This is a genomic window from Bradyrhizobium sp. Arg237L, from assembly GCF_029990105.1.
Lineage (GTDB): Bacteria > Pseudomonadota > Alphaproteobacteria > Rhizobiales > Xanthobacteraceae > Bradyrhizobium.
Genome location: NZ_JAQMIL010000031.1, coordinates 79,827 through 95,887, shown reverse-complemented (window position 1 = coordinate 95,887; position 16,061 = coordinate 79,827). Strand labels below are relative to the sequence as shown.

12 protein-coding genes are annotated in these 16,061 nt (G+C 59.4%); 6 read left to right on the top strand and 6 right to left on the bottom strand.

From position 1 onward, the window contains the following. The first annotated feature begins 405 nt into the window (after positions 1–405). Positions 406–732, top strand: a complete 327-nt coding sequence (locus tag OZ411_RS20310) for a hypothetical protein (RefSeq protein ID WP_130578497.1) — start codon at positions 406–408, stop codon at positions 730–732. 99 nt (positions 733–831) lie between these two features. Here the strand turns inward: OZ411_RS20310 and OZ411_RS20305 are convergent, their stop codons facing one another. Together OZ411_RS20305 and OZ411_RS20300 are read right to left on the bottom strand one after the other, a co-directional pair. Next, positions 832–2,415 (bottom strand): hypothetical protein, encoded by a 1,584-nt coding sequence (locus tag OZ411_RS20305; RefSeq protein WP_245475951.1) that lies wholly within the window; start codon positions 2,413–2,415, stop codon positions 832–834. 39 nt (positions 2,416–2,454) lie between these two features. After that, complete coding sequence (locus OZ411_RS20300; RefSeq protein ID WP_282529384.1) at positions 2,455–3,642, bottom strand: glycosyltransferase family 4 protein; 1,188 nt, start codon at positions 3,640–3,642, stop codon at positions 2,455–2,457. A gap of 280 nt (positions 3,643–3,922) precedes the next feature. Here OZ411_RS20300 and OZ411_RS20295 point away from each other — a divergent pair, with 280 nt between their 5' ends. Beyond that, positions 3,923–6,055: a Wzz/FepE/Etk N-terminal domain-containing protein gene (locus tag OZ411_RS20295; protein ID WP_282529381.1), complete on the top strand. Its 2,133-nt coding sequence runs from the start codon at positions 3,923–3,925 to the stop codon at positions 6,053–6,055. A gap of 7 nt (positions 6,056–6,062) precedes the next feature. On the opposite strand, the gene OZ411_RS20290 is transcribed toward OZ411_RS20295, so the two are convergent. Further along, positions 6,063–7,409 carry a polysaccharide biosynthesis C-terminal domain-containing protein gene (locus OZ411_RS20290; protein ID WP_282529380.1) on the bottom strand — a complete coding sequence of 449 codons (1,347 nt, stop codon included), beginning with the start codon at positions 7,407–7,409 and terminating at the stop codon, positions 6,063–6,065. Positions 7,410–7,939: 530 nt separating this feature from the next. Between OZ411_RS20290 and OZ411_RS20285 the strand changes: the two genes are divergently transcribed. After that, the gene (locus OZ411_RS20285) at positions 7,940–9,160 is read left to right on the top strand and encodes an NAD(P)/FAD-dependent oxidoreductase (protein ID WP_282529379.1); all 1,221 of its coding nucleotides are present in this window, start codon (positions 7,940–7,942) and stop codon (positions 9,158–9,160) included. Between the two features lie 119 nt (positions 9,161–9,279). Here OZ411_RS20285 and OZ411_RS20280 read toward each other — a convergent pair whose 3' ends face one another. After that, a complete protein-coding gene (locus OZ411_RS20280) occupies positions 9,280–10,404 on the bottom strand; it encodes a GNAT family N-acetyltransferase (protein WP_349017025.1) in 1,125 nt (374 codons plus the stop codon). A 529-nt stretch (positions 10,405–10,933) separates the two neighbouring features. On the opposite strand from OZ411_RS20280, the gene OZ411_RS20275 reads away from it, so the two are divergent. The 3 genes from OZ411_RS20275 to OZ411_RS20265 all read left to right on the top strand — a co-directional run bounded on the left by OZ411_RS20275 (position 10,934) and on the right by OZ411_RS20265 (position 14,254). Continuing rightward, a complete protein-coding gene (locus OZ411_RS20275) occupies positions 10,934–11,749 on the top strand; it encodes a WecB/TagA/CpsF family glycosyltransferase (RefSeq protein ID WP_282529377.1) in 816 nt (271 codons plus the stop codon). 172 nt (positions 11,750–11,921) lie between these two features. Continuing rightward, a complete protein-coding gene (locus tag OZ411_RS20270) occupies positions 11,922–13,232 on the top strand; it encodes an O-antigen ligase family protein (RefSeq protein WP_282529376.1) in 1,311 nt (436 codons plus the stop codon). Between the two features lie 68 nt (positions 13,233–13,300). Beyond that, positions 13,301–14,254, top strand: a complete 954-nt coding sequence (locus OZ411_RS20265; RefSeq protein WP_282529383.1) for a cellulase family glycosylhydrolase — start codon at positions 13,301–13,303, stop codon at positions 14,252–14,254. Here the strand turns inward: OZ411_RS20265 and OZ411_RS20260 are convergent. Then, a complete protein-coding gene (locus tag OZ411_RS20260; protein ID WP_282529375.1) occupies positions 14,235–15,275 on the bottom strand; it encodes an NADPH:quinone oxidoreductase family protein in 1,041 nt (346 codons plus the stop codon). The two genes, OZ411_RS20265 and OZ411_RS20260, sit on opposite strands and share 20 nt — an antisense overlap. Before the next feature lie 3 nt (positions 15,276–15,278). Next, positions 15,279–16,052 (bottom strand): crotonase/enoyl-CoA hydratase family protein, encoded by a 774-nt coding sequence (locus OZ411_RS20255; RefSeq protein WP_282529374.1) that lies wholly within the window; start codon positions 16,050–16,052, stop codon positions 15,279–15,281. Positions 16,053–16,061: the final 9 nt, after the last annotated feature.

Here is a 16,061-nt window from a genome sequence, read left to right as displayed (position 1 = left end):
GGGTGGGCAAAGCGACTTGTCCGCCGTAGCTCAACGAGCGAAGGCGGAAGCGTGCCCACCATCGCGAGCACGGCGCTGGATGGTGGGCACGGCGCAAGTGCGCCTTTGCCCACCCTACACCTCTACAACCGCTTGCTCGCGCCACAACAATTGCCTGTGGTTATGGGTCCTGCTTTCGCAGGGACGACACCGGTGTGAAGTGCGACAGCAGTAGGCTAGCGCAGGGAATGTCATCGCTTGACCTCAACTCTGGGTCCTCGAGCCGTGCCCACTGCCTGCATCCACTTCGCGAAAGGGATTTGTTCATGGAGATGAACCGCAGCTAAACGGCTGGGTATTATGTCGCAGCCCGGAACGTGGCGCTCCTTATGGGATTGAACTTCACACACGAAATGGAGTGCGACCATGAAGAGGTTAGCTATCACGTTGGCGGTCGGTGCTGCAGCGCTGATTGGTAGTGCGGCCACAAATGCGGCGGATCGGCAGGCGGCAGCAAAGACGGGCAGCTATGAGAGTCAGTCCACCGATCTGAGCGCTCGGGGAAGGGGCCATCACCATCATCACTACGGAATGCACCGTCATCACCATCACTACGGCTATCACCGCTACGGCCACCACCGGCATGGCTACTATCGCCCATACTACAACAGCTATGGATATCAGCGGCCGTACTACGGCGGGGGACCAGGTGTCACCTTCAGCTTCGGTAGCGGCGGCTATCGCGGCTGGTAGCGGAGAACGAAAGCCCGCAACGACGCGGGCTTTCTTTTTACATCTGGCTGACTTGATAAGCGCGAACCGTACCGGCGATGGTCGCTGACCACCGCGAAACTAATCGGCGGCCAGAACGCTGTTAGGGGCGTTTCGCGATCGGGCCGGCTTCCGCCGAGCAGCGTCACTCCCGGAGGATGCCGAAACGGTCGATACAGGTCCGTCTACGAAAGCCTTGAACTTCGGCTGAACCCGCGATCCGTCTATCACCTCGAGCTGGCCGCAGCGGTTCAGTGTGTGCAACTTCCTGCCCGGCCATGCAGGCCCTGGCTTGAGAGAGTGCCGAACGACTTGTCTGAATGTGGTCGGCGACAGTTCGAGAACTTCCGCAAGACCGAGCGCTGCGCCATATCCGTCGGAGCAATCCTGGACCGGCCGCCACAAGCTTCCATTGATGGTCACAAAGTTGCCCGCCGGCCGCGCACTTGCGCGATCCATCAGAACCGGATTGCTCGCATGTGGCAACCAGGGTCCAAAGAGCTGCTCGGCATAAAAGATCGCCAATGTGTCGGAATAGCCTCCGGTCCCGTCGCGCCAGGCTCCGAACAGATAGTACATGCCGTTGTGCCGCGTGATGGTCACGTCGGCCAATTCGAGCCCCGACAGCAACGTGCAGTGACGCTCCCATTTGTCCGGAAACCGAACGCATTTGTAAATCGCGACGTCTCGATGCTCCGTGCTTTCCGGGATCATCCAGAGTTCGCCATTATCCTCAATCAGAAACGGATAGGACAGATGCCAGGGCTCTTCCAGCACGGGGACGACGTTTGCGACCGGACCAGTGCGGTCGAACTCGACCGCGGAAATGATACCCTTGCCCACCCTGTGATCGAGATCTTCGAAGAAGACGAATGTCCTTTCCTTCCATTTGACCGGAAAGGGGTCCGCGTAGAAGTGATCTCCGGGATCCCCGAGCACTTTCCAGTCCGGCCCGGATAGATCTCCGGTCCGCCACACGTCGGCATTTTCGCTGTAGCGCCACCCGATGTGCCAATGAGGCGCATAACAGCAAAGGCGATATATTTCCTTCGCGATCGACAAGGCCAGGCCGCGCAGAACATATGTGGCTGCCGGCCGTGGGGCGCTTTTGCCGGCCGACGAAGCCAGCTCCGGAACTATTCTTGGCGCTCCTGACAGAATCGCAGCAAGCATGCTCAGGGTTCGCGCCATGACTGTTTCGAGCGCGCCGCTCAAGCCGACTGCAATTTCTCCGGACGGATGACCGCGATCGAGGACCGTGCCGTCGAGTTCATTGACGATTTCGATAGTCGGCAAGTCACCCGCGAGTATGGCTGCCAGCGCGGCGTTTTCGCCTTGTACCCCATTAAACAGCGGACGGAGATATAGCCGGGCGGAGCAGTCCGGATCCCGGGCGGCGCGTGTAAAATCGACAATCACGTCGGCCCTGCCGGCCTGGGCCTGCGACCGTTCCGGGATGACTTTCAGTTTGTCGGCGCCACCGCGCTGGCCCCTCCGCAATACCATCCGTTCAAGCTCGAGCAGCGCCTCCAAGCCAGCAGGCCGAGCTTCCGCAGTTGGCGTCCACGCGATTTGAACCGGGACATCCCGGCCGTTGACGGACAGCGCCTCACGGGACATCCACTGCCGTGCATGCTCGCGTTCGCAGCGAAATTCGATAATCATGTCCGGCCCATCTGCGCCCATGTGCCTAATGCGTACTGATCAAACAGCCTGGCTGAGAATTTGGACGTATTCCTCGACCATTGTGTCTACCGAATAGCGCGACCTCAGGCCTTTGGCGTTTTGCCGCAGTTCGTCGCTCAACGTTTTGTTCGTTAGAATTGTGGAAACGGCGGCCGATAATTTCGCATTGTCCGAGGCATCGACAAAGAGCGCCGTGGGTCTTCCTTCAAAAGACAGCACCTCGCGCAAAACGGGGAGATCGTTCACGACCGAAGGAACACCTGCGTTCGCAGCTTCAACCGCGGCCAGGCCAAAGGTTTCAGCTTGCGTCGGGAACACGAATACGTCGAGACAGGCGAGAAAGTCCGCCATCCGTCGCGGCGGAATCTCGCCGACAAGATGCAATCTGTCGGATACTTTCAACTCGTCTGCCAACAGCCTCAGCCGTGTCTCGTCCGCGCCTTGACCGGCCAGCGCAAGATGCCAGGACGGTTCGCTGCCTAAGAGACGTATCGTCGCATCGAGCCGCTTGTGAGGGTGCAATCTTGCAGCACAACCGAGCAGCACGCGATCGGGCGGCAGTTTGAACTGTTGCCGCGCGATATCCTTCGGCAGATCGAGCGATTTGTCGTCGAAGCCGTGTGGGACATGCTTCATGCGCGATCGATAAGGGGCGGGGTAGCGCGCGTACTCGCGCTCCATCTCCCGCGAGTTGAGCGTTATGCAATTGTAGAAGCCAACGCTGCCCATGACGATGTCGGCGGCGCGGACCGGCCAGCTCATCGACATCGCGGATGAAACCTGGTTGGCAATAACCGGAGCGCGACTGACGAGGCGCGATACGCCTCCGCCGATCACATTGCCAAAATGCTGGAACGTGAGGACGACATCGGGTCTGATGGCCCTGATATGGCTGCCGAGCTTCCACAGCATCCGCAACAGCGCCACCGGATCTCCTGGCCGGTTCTGCGCGCAATAGAACGTGTTCGGCGGTTCGTCGAAGGAATCTGATTTGCGGAAAAAGAAGAGATTGAAGACCTCATAGTCGCGCGCCGTCAGGCCGGCACCAAGCAGCCTTGTGATCTCCTGAGCACCGGCGTTCTCCGCCTGGGTCTGCACCAGAACGACACGTCGCTTCGGCTTTATGCTGTTTGACCGATCACGTGACGCTGCCGACGATCGTATCGGTGCCTCGCGCAATTCTGTGCTTGGCTGGTAATGGAACACGGATTCCTCAACGGTTGAGGGAGTGGGGATTCTTCCCCCCATTTTCGCAATGCCTATCACGCGTTGCTCGGTCCTACACCGGCCAGCGCACAATGGGGTTAATGCAGCACACCTCGTTCACTGGGGAGATGTCGTTGCGCCGCGCGGAACATAGAGCCAGTTCGTTAACTAATTGGTCATGGCGTTGCCGAGAGAGGGTAACCGGCGATTAACCATAGATATTTACGTTGGGGGCAGGGCCACTGAACAGTGTCTGCCAGTTGAATTCGAGTCAAAACCCATGATGTTCGGTAGCCGCGCAGGCCCGAGACGTTCCGGTGAGACGGAGCCCACGGCGGCGTCGTGGGAAGCTCCGCGCCCGCCGCGTGGCACCGGATCCGCCGAACGCGTTAAGGGATTGCTAACCCTCTCCGGCACGCTTTCCTTTCTGCGGGAAAACGGCCGACGCATCGTGATGCTCGCGCTGGCCATCTTCGCCATTGGCGTCATCGCTCTGTTGCTGATTCCGGTTCGGTATGCAGCCACCGCGCTGGTCGTTGTCGATCCTCGAGAGCAGCGCGTGACTACGGATCAGGACGTGCTGCCGGGTATCGGTCAGGATGCGGCCGCGCTTCAGAGCCTGGTTGAAATCGCCAAGTCCGACGGTTTTCTGCGGCCGCTTATCGAACAGCTTAAGGTTCGAGACGACGAGGATATCGCCGGCGGTCAAACCGACACCACGCGTCTGCTCGAAAGATTCCGTAACCGGCTCGATATTTCCCGCCGCGGGTTGACTTACGTTATCGGCTTCAAATTCACCTCCAACCGACCGGATCGAGCCGCTTACTACGCCAATGCCATAGCTGAAGCGTTCGTCGCCAACCAGGGCCGTGTCCGCACCGAGGCGACCGACGAAGCGGCCGACTGGCTCAGTAGCCGCCTCAAGACATTGAACGACCGGCTGAGGGCATCAGAAGATGCGGTTGCCGCCTTCAAGCTCGAGCACAGGATCGTCAATGCGGGCAAGGACGCCACGACCCAGCAACTGCGCGTTACCGATCTGACGCAGCAGGTTTCTGCTGCTCGCGCTCGTACCGAAGAAGCAAGAGCCCGCTATGAGCAGGCGCAACGCGACCTTAAAGCGAATGTCGATGGGCCGGTCAGACAGGATTTGCTGAGTGCCCTGCGAGCTCAGCGGTCGGCGCTCAATGACCAGATCGCGCAGAAACGTGCGGTGTTCGGCGATCGCCATCCCGACCTCGTCATATCGTACAGCCAGTTGAACGATCTCAACAGGCAGATTGAGATCGAGCGGAAGAAGAACATCGAAACTGCAAAGTCCGAATACGAAGCCCAACGCGAGCAGCAGAGATCGCTGGAAGATCAGTTGAAGGCGGTCGAATCGCAGATACTGATCGACGGTCAGGCACTCGTCAGACTGCAGGAGCTGCAGCGCGATGCGGAAGCCAACAGGAATATCTACGAGCAGTTTCTATCGCGGTTCAAGACCACCAATGAGCAGCGCCTGCTGCAGAGCTCGCAGACCAAGATCGCTTCGCTTGCCATTCCGCCGCTTCGTCCGACCCGGCCGCCGCTCACGTTGCTCCTCGCAGCGCTCGCGATTGCCTCTATACTGATATCGACGGCGGTAGTTGCCGTACCGGACATCAAGAACATTCTAGAGAAGCCCACCCCGAAGGTTCGCCGGGCAAATTCACCTTCGCTCCAGCCCGAATTGCCCCAGCTCTCATTATCCCCCCAGCCCGAATTGCCGCTGAAGCTGCCGGTCTGGGCCCGCATTCCCGATCTTCCGGCACGAGAATTCACCAGAAGCGTCTGGCAAAAGCCGATTGCGGCAACCGCCGAGCTCGATCTGAGTGCCTACCTGCGCTCGCTGATCGGGAAAATCGACGAGTTGCCGGGGTCTGGTGGCAAGGTAGCCCTCGTGATGTCGATCGAGAACGGCGCGGGAGGCAGCACTGTTGCGCGATCGCTCAATCGTTCGGCCCTGAACAAGGGGATGCTCAGCGTTCTGATCGAGCTGCAATCGGATCTGCCTGCAGTAAAGCCCGCCGCGGCCGACCGGCAGGAGCAGGGCATCACCAAGACAGACCTTCGCTCTGTCAATGTACTCTTGAGTGCCAGCACGCAAACAGGCGCGCTCCCTGCCGACGACATTCGCAAGGAGTTCGATCTGATCGTCGTCGATGCGTCATCCCTTGCTGCGCAACCCGACGTGAGGACGCTGGCGGCCCATGCCGATCTGATCGTCGTCGTCGTTCGCGACGGAGCCGCCGCTCCAGCGGCAATTCAACGGGCTACGGCCGGCCTGTCGAAGTCCGGTGCAGTGCCGACGGGGCTTGTCGTCAATCGCGTATCCATCAGTTCCGTCATTGTTCAATCTCAGCGCGAGACGTTGGGGCTGGTGAGCTGAACGGCCTCTAGTCCTTCGAGTCTGCGACACGAACCGGATACGGTTCGGCTTTCGAGAACAAGCGGCGAGAGAGCACAAGGATCGAAGGATCGACGCCCGTGCGGCGGCGGCACAGGATGTTGAGGGCGATGGTGGCGACCGCCAGCGAAACAGTGGCCGAAATCGCGGCGCCGAGCTCGCCGAGCCAGGGAATTAGTACGAGAAATCCGATCAGCCGCAGCACGACATTCCCGGCGATGACGGGAACATAGTCACCCTCATGGCCGGTCACCTGCAGGATGGCTGCGGACGGACCGCCGGCGGCCTGAAAGGCCGTCCCGAGCGCAAGCACGATCAGCACCCACTGCTGGGCGGCGAAATGAGGCCCGAACAGGCCAAGAAGATGGGGCGCGCCGATCCAGACAAGGACGAGCCCGGCGACAACGCAAAGCGCGGTCACCTCCGCCATGAGCTGAAGCGTGTGGCCGAACTCTTGATGATTTTTGCTGAAGTAGAGCGAGGGCAGACGACGCGCCCCGAAACTATAAAGTGCGGCCGAGAGCATGGCGAAGATGTTCGCCAGACGGGATGCGGCAAAATAGATGCCGGCCGTGGCCGGATCCAGCATCCAGTAAATCAGGATCACATCGAAGTACTGATTGGCCGCCTCAAGAATGGAAGAAATCCAGAAGTGAAGCGCGCTCGATCTCCAGCGGGAGCTCTCCGAGCGCGCCGGCACATTGCGCAAATTCGGAAGGGCGCGTGCAATCGAAATGACCTGAACGGCGAGCCCCATGGCCATGGCGATCGCCATCACGGTAAGCAACTGTGGGGGATCGAGCAGCCCATGGCCGAACAATATCGCTACCAAAAACAGCACGACGACGACCCGCCAGAAAAACTCCCGATTGCCTTCCCCCATCAAAATGCTGATGAGCGATCGCGCGATCTGGCTGCCAAGCATCAGCCCTGCATTCACGGCCGTAAAGGCGGATACGGCCAGGATCAGCAGCCATCCGTCACCACGCACGCTGGCGCCGGCTGCGATCGCGGCAATGACGACCAGCATCCCAATGGAGGAGATCTTCAGGCTCGATAGCAGCACACCTTTGGCGAGATCGGCCTGTTCGCGCACCTGGTACTCGTTCAAGAACCGAACCAGGAGCAGTTCCTGGCCGACCAGCCCCACGACCGATGCGATCTGGGCGACAGAAAGCCACATCGCGAAAGCGCCGAACGCATCCGGCGACATGGTTCGTGCTGCCAGCGAGAAGAGCGCAAACGCAAGGCCGCCGCTGCCAACCTTGAGAAGGATGGTCCCGGCAACACCGCGCGTCACGTCGCGTCGCATCAACTGGAGAATGGATTCGATCATGCGAAGTACAAGGCATCTTTCCTTTCAAGATGCTCGTAGCTGACAACGGCCCAATGCCTAACACGCACGCGAGCCGAGAGTGTTAATGTTCGGCACCTAAGATTTCGTTCTCCCCACCCGGCAAATGCACCGGCGCAAACTTGCCCTGTCCGGCGAATCTGCAGCCTTGCCTCGTTCTGGAACGCCGCTGTCCCGGCTGTCTTCAGACAGGGCAAACGATGGTTTCCCAGGATAGCCGCTGCGGCGGCACGAAGATGATTGCCGAAGTCAAATCTGCGCAGCCACCGGCCGTTTGCACGAAAATGACCTGCTGACCTGACGATAAACAATGGTCCACCGTACTGCTGAGTAAGCGGGGAATAGATTTCACGATACTCCTTGAGCAAGGCGCGTGCCGGGACGTCGCCAGATTTGGACCGGACCGCGGGCGTTAACTGCGATGCTCAAAAATGATCGTGCCGGTTCGGCGAAGTGGATATCAGGCGAGAAAATTGCAGTTCGGCCGGCATCAATCGTCAGAGCCGGCAACCATGATGGTGAATAAGGTGATACAACCGATCGCGGAAGAGGGATGTGAAACCATCGCCACGGACGTTGCGATTGTCGGCGGCGGGCTGGCGGGATCGCTCGCGGCGGCAGTCCTCGCCAGGGCTGGCTGCCAGGTTGTACTGATCGACAAGCGCGCGGTTTATCCGGAAGAATTCCGCGTCGAGAAGATCGCCGGACGACAAGTCGATGTCTTTCGCAGGCTCGGTTTCATCCGCGAACTCGAGGCGATCGCGTGTGTGTACGACCGCGTGATCAATATCAGGGAAGGCCGGGTGGTCGACGTCAGTGCCGGCCAAACCTACGGCCTTCCCTATGCCGACCTCGTTGCCCTGGCACGACGTCTGATGCCGGGTCATTCCGGCTTCATTGTCGACCAGGTGACCGCTGTGAGTTGCAGCGATGACGTTCAACATCTCGTTTTGGCCTCCGGAAAGCGCGTCACTGCGCGTCTCGTTGTCCTGGCGACGGGCATGGCCGGAGCTCTTGGATACGGTCTCGGAATCACGCGGCGGATTCTTGCCGAGCGCCATTCGGTTTCGTTCGGCTTCACGATTGCGCGTCCGGACAGTTCGCCGTTCGAATTCGAGGCGCTAACCTGCTATGGCGAGCGGGCCATCGATGGCGTCGACTATCTCAGTCTGTTTCCGGTGCGGGCCGGTATGCGGGCAAATCTGTTCATGTTTCGCGATCCGACCGATCCGATCATGCGTGAGCTGAGACGGGAGACAAGATCGACGTTGCTCCGATTCATGCCGGGATTGCAATCCTATCTCGGAGATTTCAGCGTCATCGGTCAGGTGCAGAACTGGGTGATGGACCTGTCTGCCGCCGAAGGACATCTGCAGCCGGGCGTCGTGCTGATTGGCGACGCGTTTCAAACCAACTGTCCGGCAGCCGGCACCGGAGTGAGCCGTCTTCTGGTGGATGTTGAACGTCTTTGCACGGAGTATGTGCCACGCTGGCTCGAAACCAGCGGCATGGGCAAGGAGAAGATATCGGAGTTCTATTCCGATCCGGACAAGATTGCTGCCGACCAACACTCCCTGCAAATGGCGCGCTTTCGGCAGGCACTGACGTCGAGCAGCGACATAAGATGGAACGTGCGGCGCAGGGTGCATTTTCTTCGACGCAATATCACCCATCGGGTCGACGGGATTCGGCCGGGATGGATCGCACGAGTCCGTGGCGCGCTTCGTGCCTGAAGCATGATCCGGAAAAGTGGATACGGGTTTTCCGAAAAATGAATCATGCTCAAACAAAGAGCTAAAACCGGATGACGATTCGAAGAAAAGCCATCGCGCTTTGGCGAGCACGTTTAAGTTCAGGTGCGGACCGGCAGCAGCTTGAATTCGGCCATCCTCTTGGCGGCCAGTTTGATCCAGGGCGCCTGTCGTAACGCGAACAGAGCGAGTGAGCCGGCGACGCTACCCGCCTGAGTCACGCTCCACAACGGGGAGGGCTGGCCGCCAAACATCTTCTTGTACGGCTCGTCGCCAATGGTGAAGTCCAGGATCTGATCCTCGCGCTCGATGCAATCCCTGGCGACTTGTTCGAACATCAGCGCGCCGATGGATTGGCTCTTGTATCCCGCGATGTCGAATGCGCTCATAATGATGAGGAAATTGCCGCGGTGGCACAATCCCAGCACTGCCGCAATCAGGTTGCCGTCCATTTTCATGGTGTAGAGACGAACAAAGGCACCCTGGCCGCGGAGCGCCACGGAGGAATAGAAGTCGAAATATTCGGGACGTTGCAACAGGTCGCCGTCGCCGTCGCCTCGGAAACGCGGGCCTCGAAAGTTCTTCATCATCTCCATCGCGGCCATGATGGATGCGCTGTCGTCGCAGCATGAAAAGCTCAACGTGCCCTTCTTCTGGAGCTGGCGCAGCTTCTTTGCGAGTTCCTTCTGATAGGAGCGGCTCAGCGCGCTCGCCCGCCATTGCTCGAAGGGGGCGACTAGCACTGTCGCGTACGCGTTCATCTCCATGACGATGCGGCGAGGCGCTGCCATAAGATTTTCGATCGGCATTCTTCCATCAGGAAGCTTGCACATTCGCAAGAGATCGAACGGCCTGACGAGCTGCCGGAGCGTCAGGCCGGCATCCTCGTCCTGGAGCAGCTCGGAAAATGCCACGGCCGTGCCGACAGGGGTCAGATAATCGGACACGCGGAGATCAGCGAATTCAACCGTCTGCATCGGCCCGCGCGACACCCGCATCAAAGGCAATACCATCGCCAGTTTTTCGGTCGCGCGACGGCGGATCGTGACGATCAGGGGTTTGGCTGCCGCGGCGGGCGCGAGCTTACGGTAGAGCGTATCCAGCCAAACCGGATGCTGGAACGCTGTCGCGTCCGAGCCATCAAACAGTTCGGCGTACTCTTGATTCAAAAAATCAAATGCGTTGTCGATGCAGACATCGAACGCGTCGCTATTATTCTTGTTCATACGTGCGAAAGGCAAACCGGACTTTTTCAGCGCGCCGGTCGAGCCGGAGCTGCGACCTTCTAGCACAGCCAGACCGGCGGAGACACGGGCAGAGTGCGATTTGGATTAATGTATTGTGGTCGTCGCCCGGTGCGCGGATTCTTACCAAATGTTTGATAACCGGCCGACCTTGCCACCGCCGCGCAGCGCGTAACGTTTCGTTATGGTTAGCGAGCCCGTCGCACCGTTTGCTAACGGTTAACCAGTTCAGGCAGCTTCGAACTGTCGCGAGCACTCGCAGCCGCCAATGGACCGCATATTGCAGTTCGCGTAGACAACAATCGGAATCTCTAACTGAAGCGCTTGAGTCATGATGAAAGAGCAAGTTTCCGGCCCGATTTCGACGTCACGGGACGAGGACGAACGCAAGTCGCGTGTCGAATTCGGTCGGACTGTCTCGACCGTCCGGATTTGTGACACTCCGCGCCAAGCGCCGACACAAGTGTCAACGGCACCAACTTCACGCGGTGAACCGTCGCAGAAAGACAGCGTGCGTGAACGTCGCGCGAACCTCATCGGCAGAGCGGCCACCGCCGAGGTTCCGCGTGTCACCGTCGGCGGGCTCCGGCTCGCCGTGCTCGATCTCGAGCAGACGGCTGATTTCATGATCGAACAGGTCTCGCCAAAACGCCGTTCGAGCCGTCCGCTGTATCTGACCTCGGCCAATGGCGAGGTGGTGGCACGATGCTCGACCGAGCCGATGACGGACCGCCTGTTCCGCGCCGCCGACCTCATCAATGCCGACGGACAGCCGCTGGTCACGGTGTCACGGTTCAAGTCATCGCAGCCGCTGCCGGAGCGGGTCGCCACCACCGACCTGTTCCACATCGTCGCTCGCAAGGCCGAGGAGGCCGGGCTCTCCTTCTACATGTTCGGCGCTGACGAGGCGGAGAATGCCGCCGCCGTCGCCAATGTCCGCAGGATGTATCCGAAGTTGAAGATCGTCGGTCATTCGCATGGCTATCTGCGCGGCGACGCGCTGCGCGCCAAGGTCGACGAGATCAATGCGCTGGCGCCCGACTATCTCTGGGTCGCGCTCGGCGTGCCCTACGAGCAGGCCTTTGTCGAGGAGTTCACGCCCGGGCTCTCCAACGTCGGTGTCATCAAGACCTCGGGCGGGCTCTTCAACTTTCTCTCCGGCAGCCGCCCCCGCGCGCCGCAATGGATGCAGAATGTCGGGCTGGAATGGGCCTGGCGGGTCTGGCTCGAGCCGCGCCGGCTGTTCTGGCGCTATCTGACCACCAACCCGCGTGCGCTGTACCTGCTATTTAACAGGAGCCATTCCACGCCAACCAAGCACGACTGACGCTGCTCAGCTCGAAAATGCGCCGCGATGTATTCTCGGCCCGCCCAGTGCGGCGCGATCTGTACCCATTGAGATTGGCATTTGCCGGAGCCGCATTGGCGTGGCGTCCTGCGCACCCGCCGCGACCGGCGACGATAGCAAATAATTAACCGTGCTTCACGAAGCTCATTCCATGACCGGAGCACAAATTCAGGTGGACACGGGCGTGCTTGACGGCGCGATCCGGCAAACGCGCGGTATCGACATCGAGCGGGCCGCTAAGGCCATCATGAATTGGTCCATCACCATCAATGTGGTGGCATCGATGGGGACCTTCAACACTGCCCTGTTGGCGGTGGAACAGACTTTCCTGCAGCAGTTCGCTGCGTTGTCGATGTGGATTGTGCTGATTTATGCAAGCGCGTTTGTGCGCCCCAACCTGCGGCTGGGGTTCAATCTCGACCTGATCGCGATCGTTTCGTTCTACGTCCTTGCCGCCGTTTCCGTGCTTTGGACAAATCTGGGCCTTGCGGCCATCATGAAAAGCGCGGCTCTTGTCATAACAACCTTCGGCGCATTCTGCCTTATCACGCGACTTGACATCGACGATATCGTCAAATCGATCACTCGGGGCCTCTTTGTACTGGTTGCGGCATCCGCTTTTTTCGCGATGTTCGTGCCGGATATCGGAATTGACCGCAGTTGGATGCACAACGGTCAATGGCAAGGTGTTTACGAATCAAAGCAGACGCTCGGCTTTGTGGGCGCCTATCTCATGTTCTTTGCCTATTATCGAAAGATAACAGGGCAGAGATGGCTACCCTTCCTTGTTACATTCCTGCTCGCTTCAACGTGCGTCCTGGCTTCGGGCTCGCGAGGCGCCGGTGCTGTGGCGTTGGCGGCCTGCGGTTTGCTTTTCACCTCCCTGCGGTCGGTGAAATGCATGAAAGTCTATACGGTGTTGCCCTTTGTCATGTGCATCATGGCGGGCTTCCTGATCCTGTATTTTTACCTGACTGGGTATGACGCCATCCATCTCTTTGATTTGAGCATCGACTTCACGGAGAGAACCTTCATTTGGCAGTACGCGATAAGCCACTTCGACGACGCGCCATTGCTTGGTTTCGGAATAAACGGATTTTGGACGACCCAATCGATCTACGATTATTTCGAGCAGAACCACGGTTGGGTGCTCGACAACTACCACAGCGGCTACATCACCATTCTCATGGAAACGGGACTTTTGGGTTACCTGCTTTTTGCAGCAAGCGTCTTCCTGTTTTCGAACAAGGTGCTCTATCTGATTTCATCCCGATCGATCGATCGGTTTCATTGTGCCCTGATCATAGGATTCTCCGTCCTCAGTTTTCAGACCAATTTTACGGAGACGATATTTCTTCGTTCCACGATGTTTACATCCGTGCTGTTGCTGGTGTTCTTCCTCGCAACCTGTCGGCCGGTGCTGCCGGAAGATCACAGCTATCGTGAGTTGGCGCAGGAATGATTGCTATACTTGCCGGTTGGCCAAAAGCGCTCAAGCTTCTCCCGCTGGCCTTCGTCTTTGCGGCGTGGATGCCACGGGCCTACGGATCTGAGCAGATCGCATTCCGCGAGGTCGCGGGCTTGGGACGTGGCATCAATATTCTGGGGTATGATGGCATCTGGGAAGGGGCCGAGAATGCGCCATTCCGTTTAGAGAACCTGACTGCAATTCAAAGGGCTGGTTTCTCGCATGTCAGAATCAATTTCTTCGGCTTCAAGCATATGGATTCGGATAACATCCTTGATGAAGCCGTCTTGAAGCGCCTCGATAGAGTTATCGAAGAGGTTTTTGCAAGGAAGCTCATTCCCATTCTGGATGAGCACGACACCGATTTTTGCCAGCGTTATATCTCGGGATGTGCCGAGAAGCTCAAATCGTTCTGGAAGCAGATCGCGTCGCGTTATGCAGGGAAGTATCCTGCGCTTTTATTCGAAATTCTGAACGAGCCCGGGGGACATATGACCTCGGCTGAATGGAACTCACTGCTCAATGAATGTCTTGGCATCATCAGGGTCACGAACCCTGAGCGAACTGTAATTGTCGCTGTTCTCAACACCGACGATGCGCCTATTGACGAATTGGTTCTTCCGGCCGGCGACAGAAAACTGATCGTGACTTTTCACTATTACGCGCCCATCAGGTTTACGCATCAAGGCGCGCCATGGTCCCGAACATTTTCGACGATTCGGCCCCTGGATTGGGGTGCCCGCGAGGACGAAGCGAGAGTTGTCGCTGATTTCACCAGAATCAATCTCTGGTCACAGCGAGAAAAACGTCCCATCTATCTTGGCGAGTTTGGGGTTTATGAACGCGCGCCATCTGAAAGCCGCCAGAGATACCTGTCGTTCGTGGCGCGAAACGCCGACCGATTTGGCTGGGCATGGGCCTACTGGCAGTTCGACCACGATTTCGCTGCGTTCGACAGCGTCCGTCAAACCTGGAATTGGGACGTTTTGCACGCTCTCATGCCGTCTGCGCAGTGAAGCTGTCGGCGGCCCTGTCTCCCGGCGCGAGAACGATCTTGCCGATGACTTCACGCCGCTCGACCCGTCGGAGGGCGTCTGCGAATTGCGGCAGCGGAAGCGTCTGATCGACTGGCGCGCGAAGCTTGCCTGCTTCGTGAAGTGCGAACAGTTCCTCGAACAGGTTTTTCACCCTTGCACGCAAGACGGCGTCCGCCTTGGACTTGCCCCACGCCATGTAGAACCCCCAATAGAGCCCGATCACGGTCAGGTTCTTCATCAGGATGATGTTTGCAGGGATTTGGGGAATGCGGCCGGATGCGAAGCCGATCGGCAGAAGGCGGCCGAGCGGAGCGATGCAGCGCAAGGAATTGTCGAAGACGTCGCCGCCGACCGGATCGAATACGACATCGGCGCCGCGGCCTTCCGTGATCTCGAGCACGGAGCTGCGAAATTCGTCGTGCTTGTAATCGATCACGTGATGGGCGCCATATTCGGCGGCGACAGCGGTCTTGCGTTCTCCGCCGGCGGTAGCGATCACCCGCGCGCCGAGCGCGCGGCCGATTTCGACGGCGGCTAACCCGCTCGCGCCCGCGGCGCCATGGACCAGAAGGGTTTCTCCGGGCTTGAGGTTTGCCCGCCACGCAAGGCCCGCATAGGCAGTGGCGTAGATCGTCGGGAACAGCGTGGAACCGGCGAAGCTCAGCGAATCCGGAATCTTGAAGACGTTGGCGGCATCGACGATCGCCTCCTCGGCGAATCCTCCGGACGGCAATCCGGCGCAGACACGATCACCGACCCTTAGCCCGGTCGTTGCATTGGGGGCGATTTCCAAGACGACGCCGGCGACTTCCGTTCCTGGAATAAAGGGTAACGATGGACGGTTTTGGTGCTTGCCCGCAATGAACAACAGATTGGCGAAGCTTACTCCGGCGGCGTGCACCGAGATCCGAACTGCTCCGGCTTCGAGAGACGGGTTCGGGACTTCTTCGAAGGATAAATCGTCTATGCCGCCGAATTGCCGTCCGATCACCGCCCGCATGCGCTAGTCCTTCTCGATCGCGCCATGACGTCCCGCGCCGGACGCAAAGCGGGTAGCGCCACCGCGTGCTTCCTTCTGACGAGCCTCCAGCGACAGGCTCGTTTCGAGTGCGAGAGCTTCCTTCTCGGACAGATTCCACTGGCGAATGGCCGACATCCTGTCGGAGCGCATCGCGATTTGCGGAAAGGCCGCGATCTCGTGCGCCAACGCGACGGCAGCGGAGAGGGCTTCCCCGGTGGGCACCAGCCGGTCGGCAAGCCCGATCGCGACTGCTTCCGCGCCCGATACTTTCCTCGCCGTCAGCAACATATCGAGGGCGCGCCCGGCGCCGATGAGGCGAGGCAGCCTCACCGTCGTGCCGTCACTCATGGGAACGCCCCATCGCCGCGAGAGCACGGCGAAGGTCGCACTCTCCTCGGTGACGCGCAGGTCGCATCGCAAGGCGATGCCGAGCCCTCCGGCACACGCGTAGCCCGCCACGGCAGCGATGACCGGCTTCAAGAGCAAGTCGTGACACGGACCGTCGGGATCGCCGCCCCATGGCTTGTACTCGTAGCCGGCAGCGAGCTCCTTCAGGTCGGCGCCGGCGCAGAAGTTTCCTCCCGCGCCTGTCAGCACTGCGACCGCCTGATCGGGCGCACTGTCGAACGCCCGCAGCGCCTTGGTCAGTTCGGCTGCGGTCTCATTGTCGAGAGCATTGCGGACTTCCGGACGGTTGATGGTGATGATCGTCACCGGGCCGTCGTTCTCGACCAGCAGCTTGCGGTTCTCGGCCATGCCCGACGC

What these genes read in the sequence shown, in the direction of transcription:
- OZ411_RS20295 (WP_282529381.1), top strand. Translation starts at nt 3,923, where the DNA reads ATGATGTTCGGTAGCCGCGCAGGCCCGAGACGTTCCGGTGAGACGGAG.
- OZ411_RS20290 (WP_282529380.1), bottom strand. Translation starts at nt 7,409, where the DNA reads ATGATCGAATCCATTCTCCAGTTGATGCGACGCGACGTGACGCGCGGT.
- OZ411_RS20270 (WP_282529376.1), top strand. Translation starts at nt 11,922, where the DNA reads ATGACCGGAGCACAAATTCAGGTGGACACGGGCGTGCTTGACGGCGCG.
- OZ411_RS20260 (WP_282529375.1), bottom strand. Translation starts at nt 15,275, where the DNA reads ATGCGGGCGGTGATCGGACGGCAATTCGGCGGCATAGACGATTTATCC.
- OZ411_RS20255 (WP_282529374.1), bottom strand. Translation starts at nt 16,052, where the DNA reads ATGGCCGAGAACCGCAAGCTGCTGGTCGAGAACGACGGCCCGGTGACG.
- OZ411_RS20280 (WP_349017025.1), bottom strand. Translation starts at nt 10,404, where the DNA reads ATGAACAAGAATAATAGCGACGCGTTCGATGTCTGCATCGACAACGCA.
- OZ411_RS20310 (WP_130578497.1), top strand. Translation starts at nt 406, where the DNA reads ATGAAGAGGTTAGCTATCACGTTGGCGGTCGGTGCTGCAGCGCTGATT.
- OZ411_RS20285 (WP_282529379.1), top strand. Translation starts at nt 7,940, where the DNA reads ATGATGGTGAATAAGGTGATACAACCGATCGCGGAAGAGGGATGTGAA.
- OZ411_RS20265 (WP_282529383.1), top strand. Translation starts at nt 13,301, where the DNA reads ATGCCACGGGCCTACGGATCTGAGCAGATCGCATTCCGCGAGGTCGCG.
- OZ411_RS20305 (WP_245475951.1), bottom strand. Translation starts at nt 2,415, where the DNA reads ATGATTATCGAATTTCGCTGCGAACGCGAGCATGCACGGCAGTGGATG.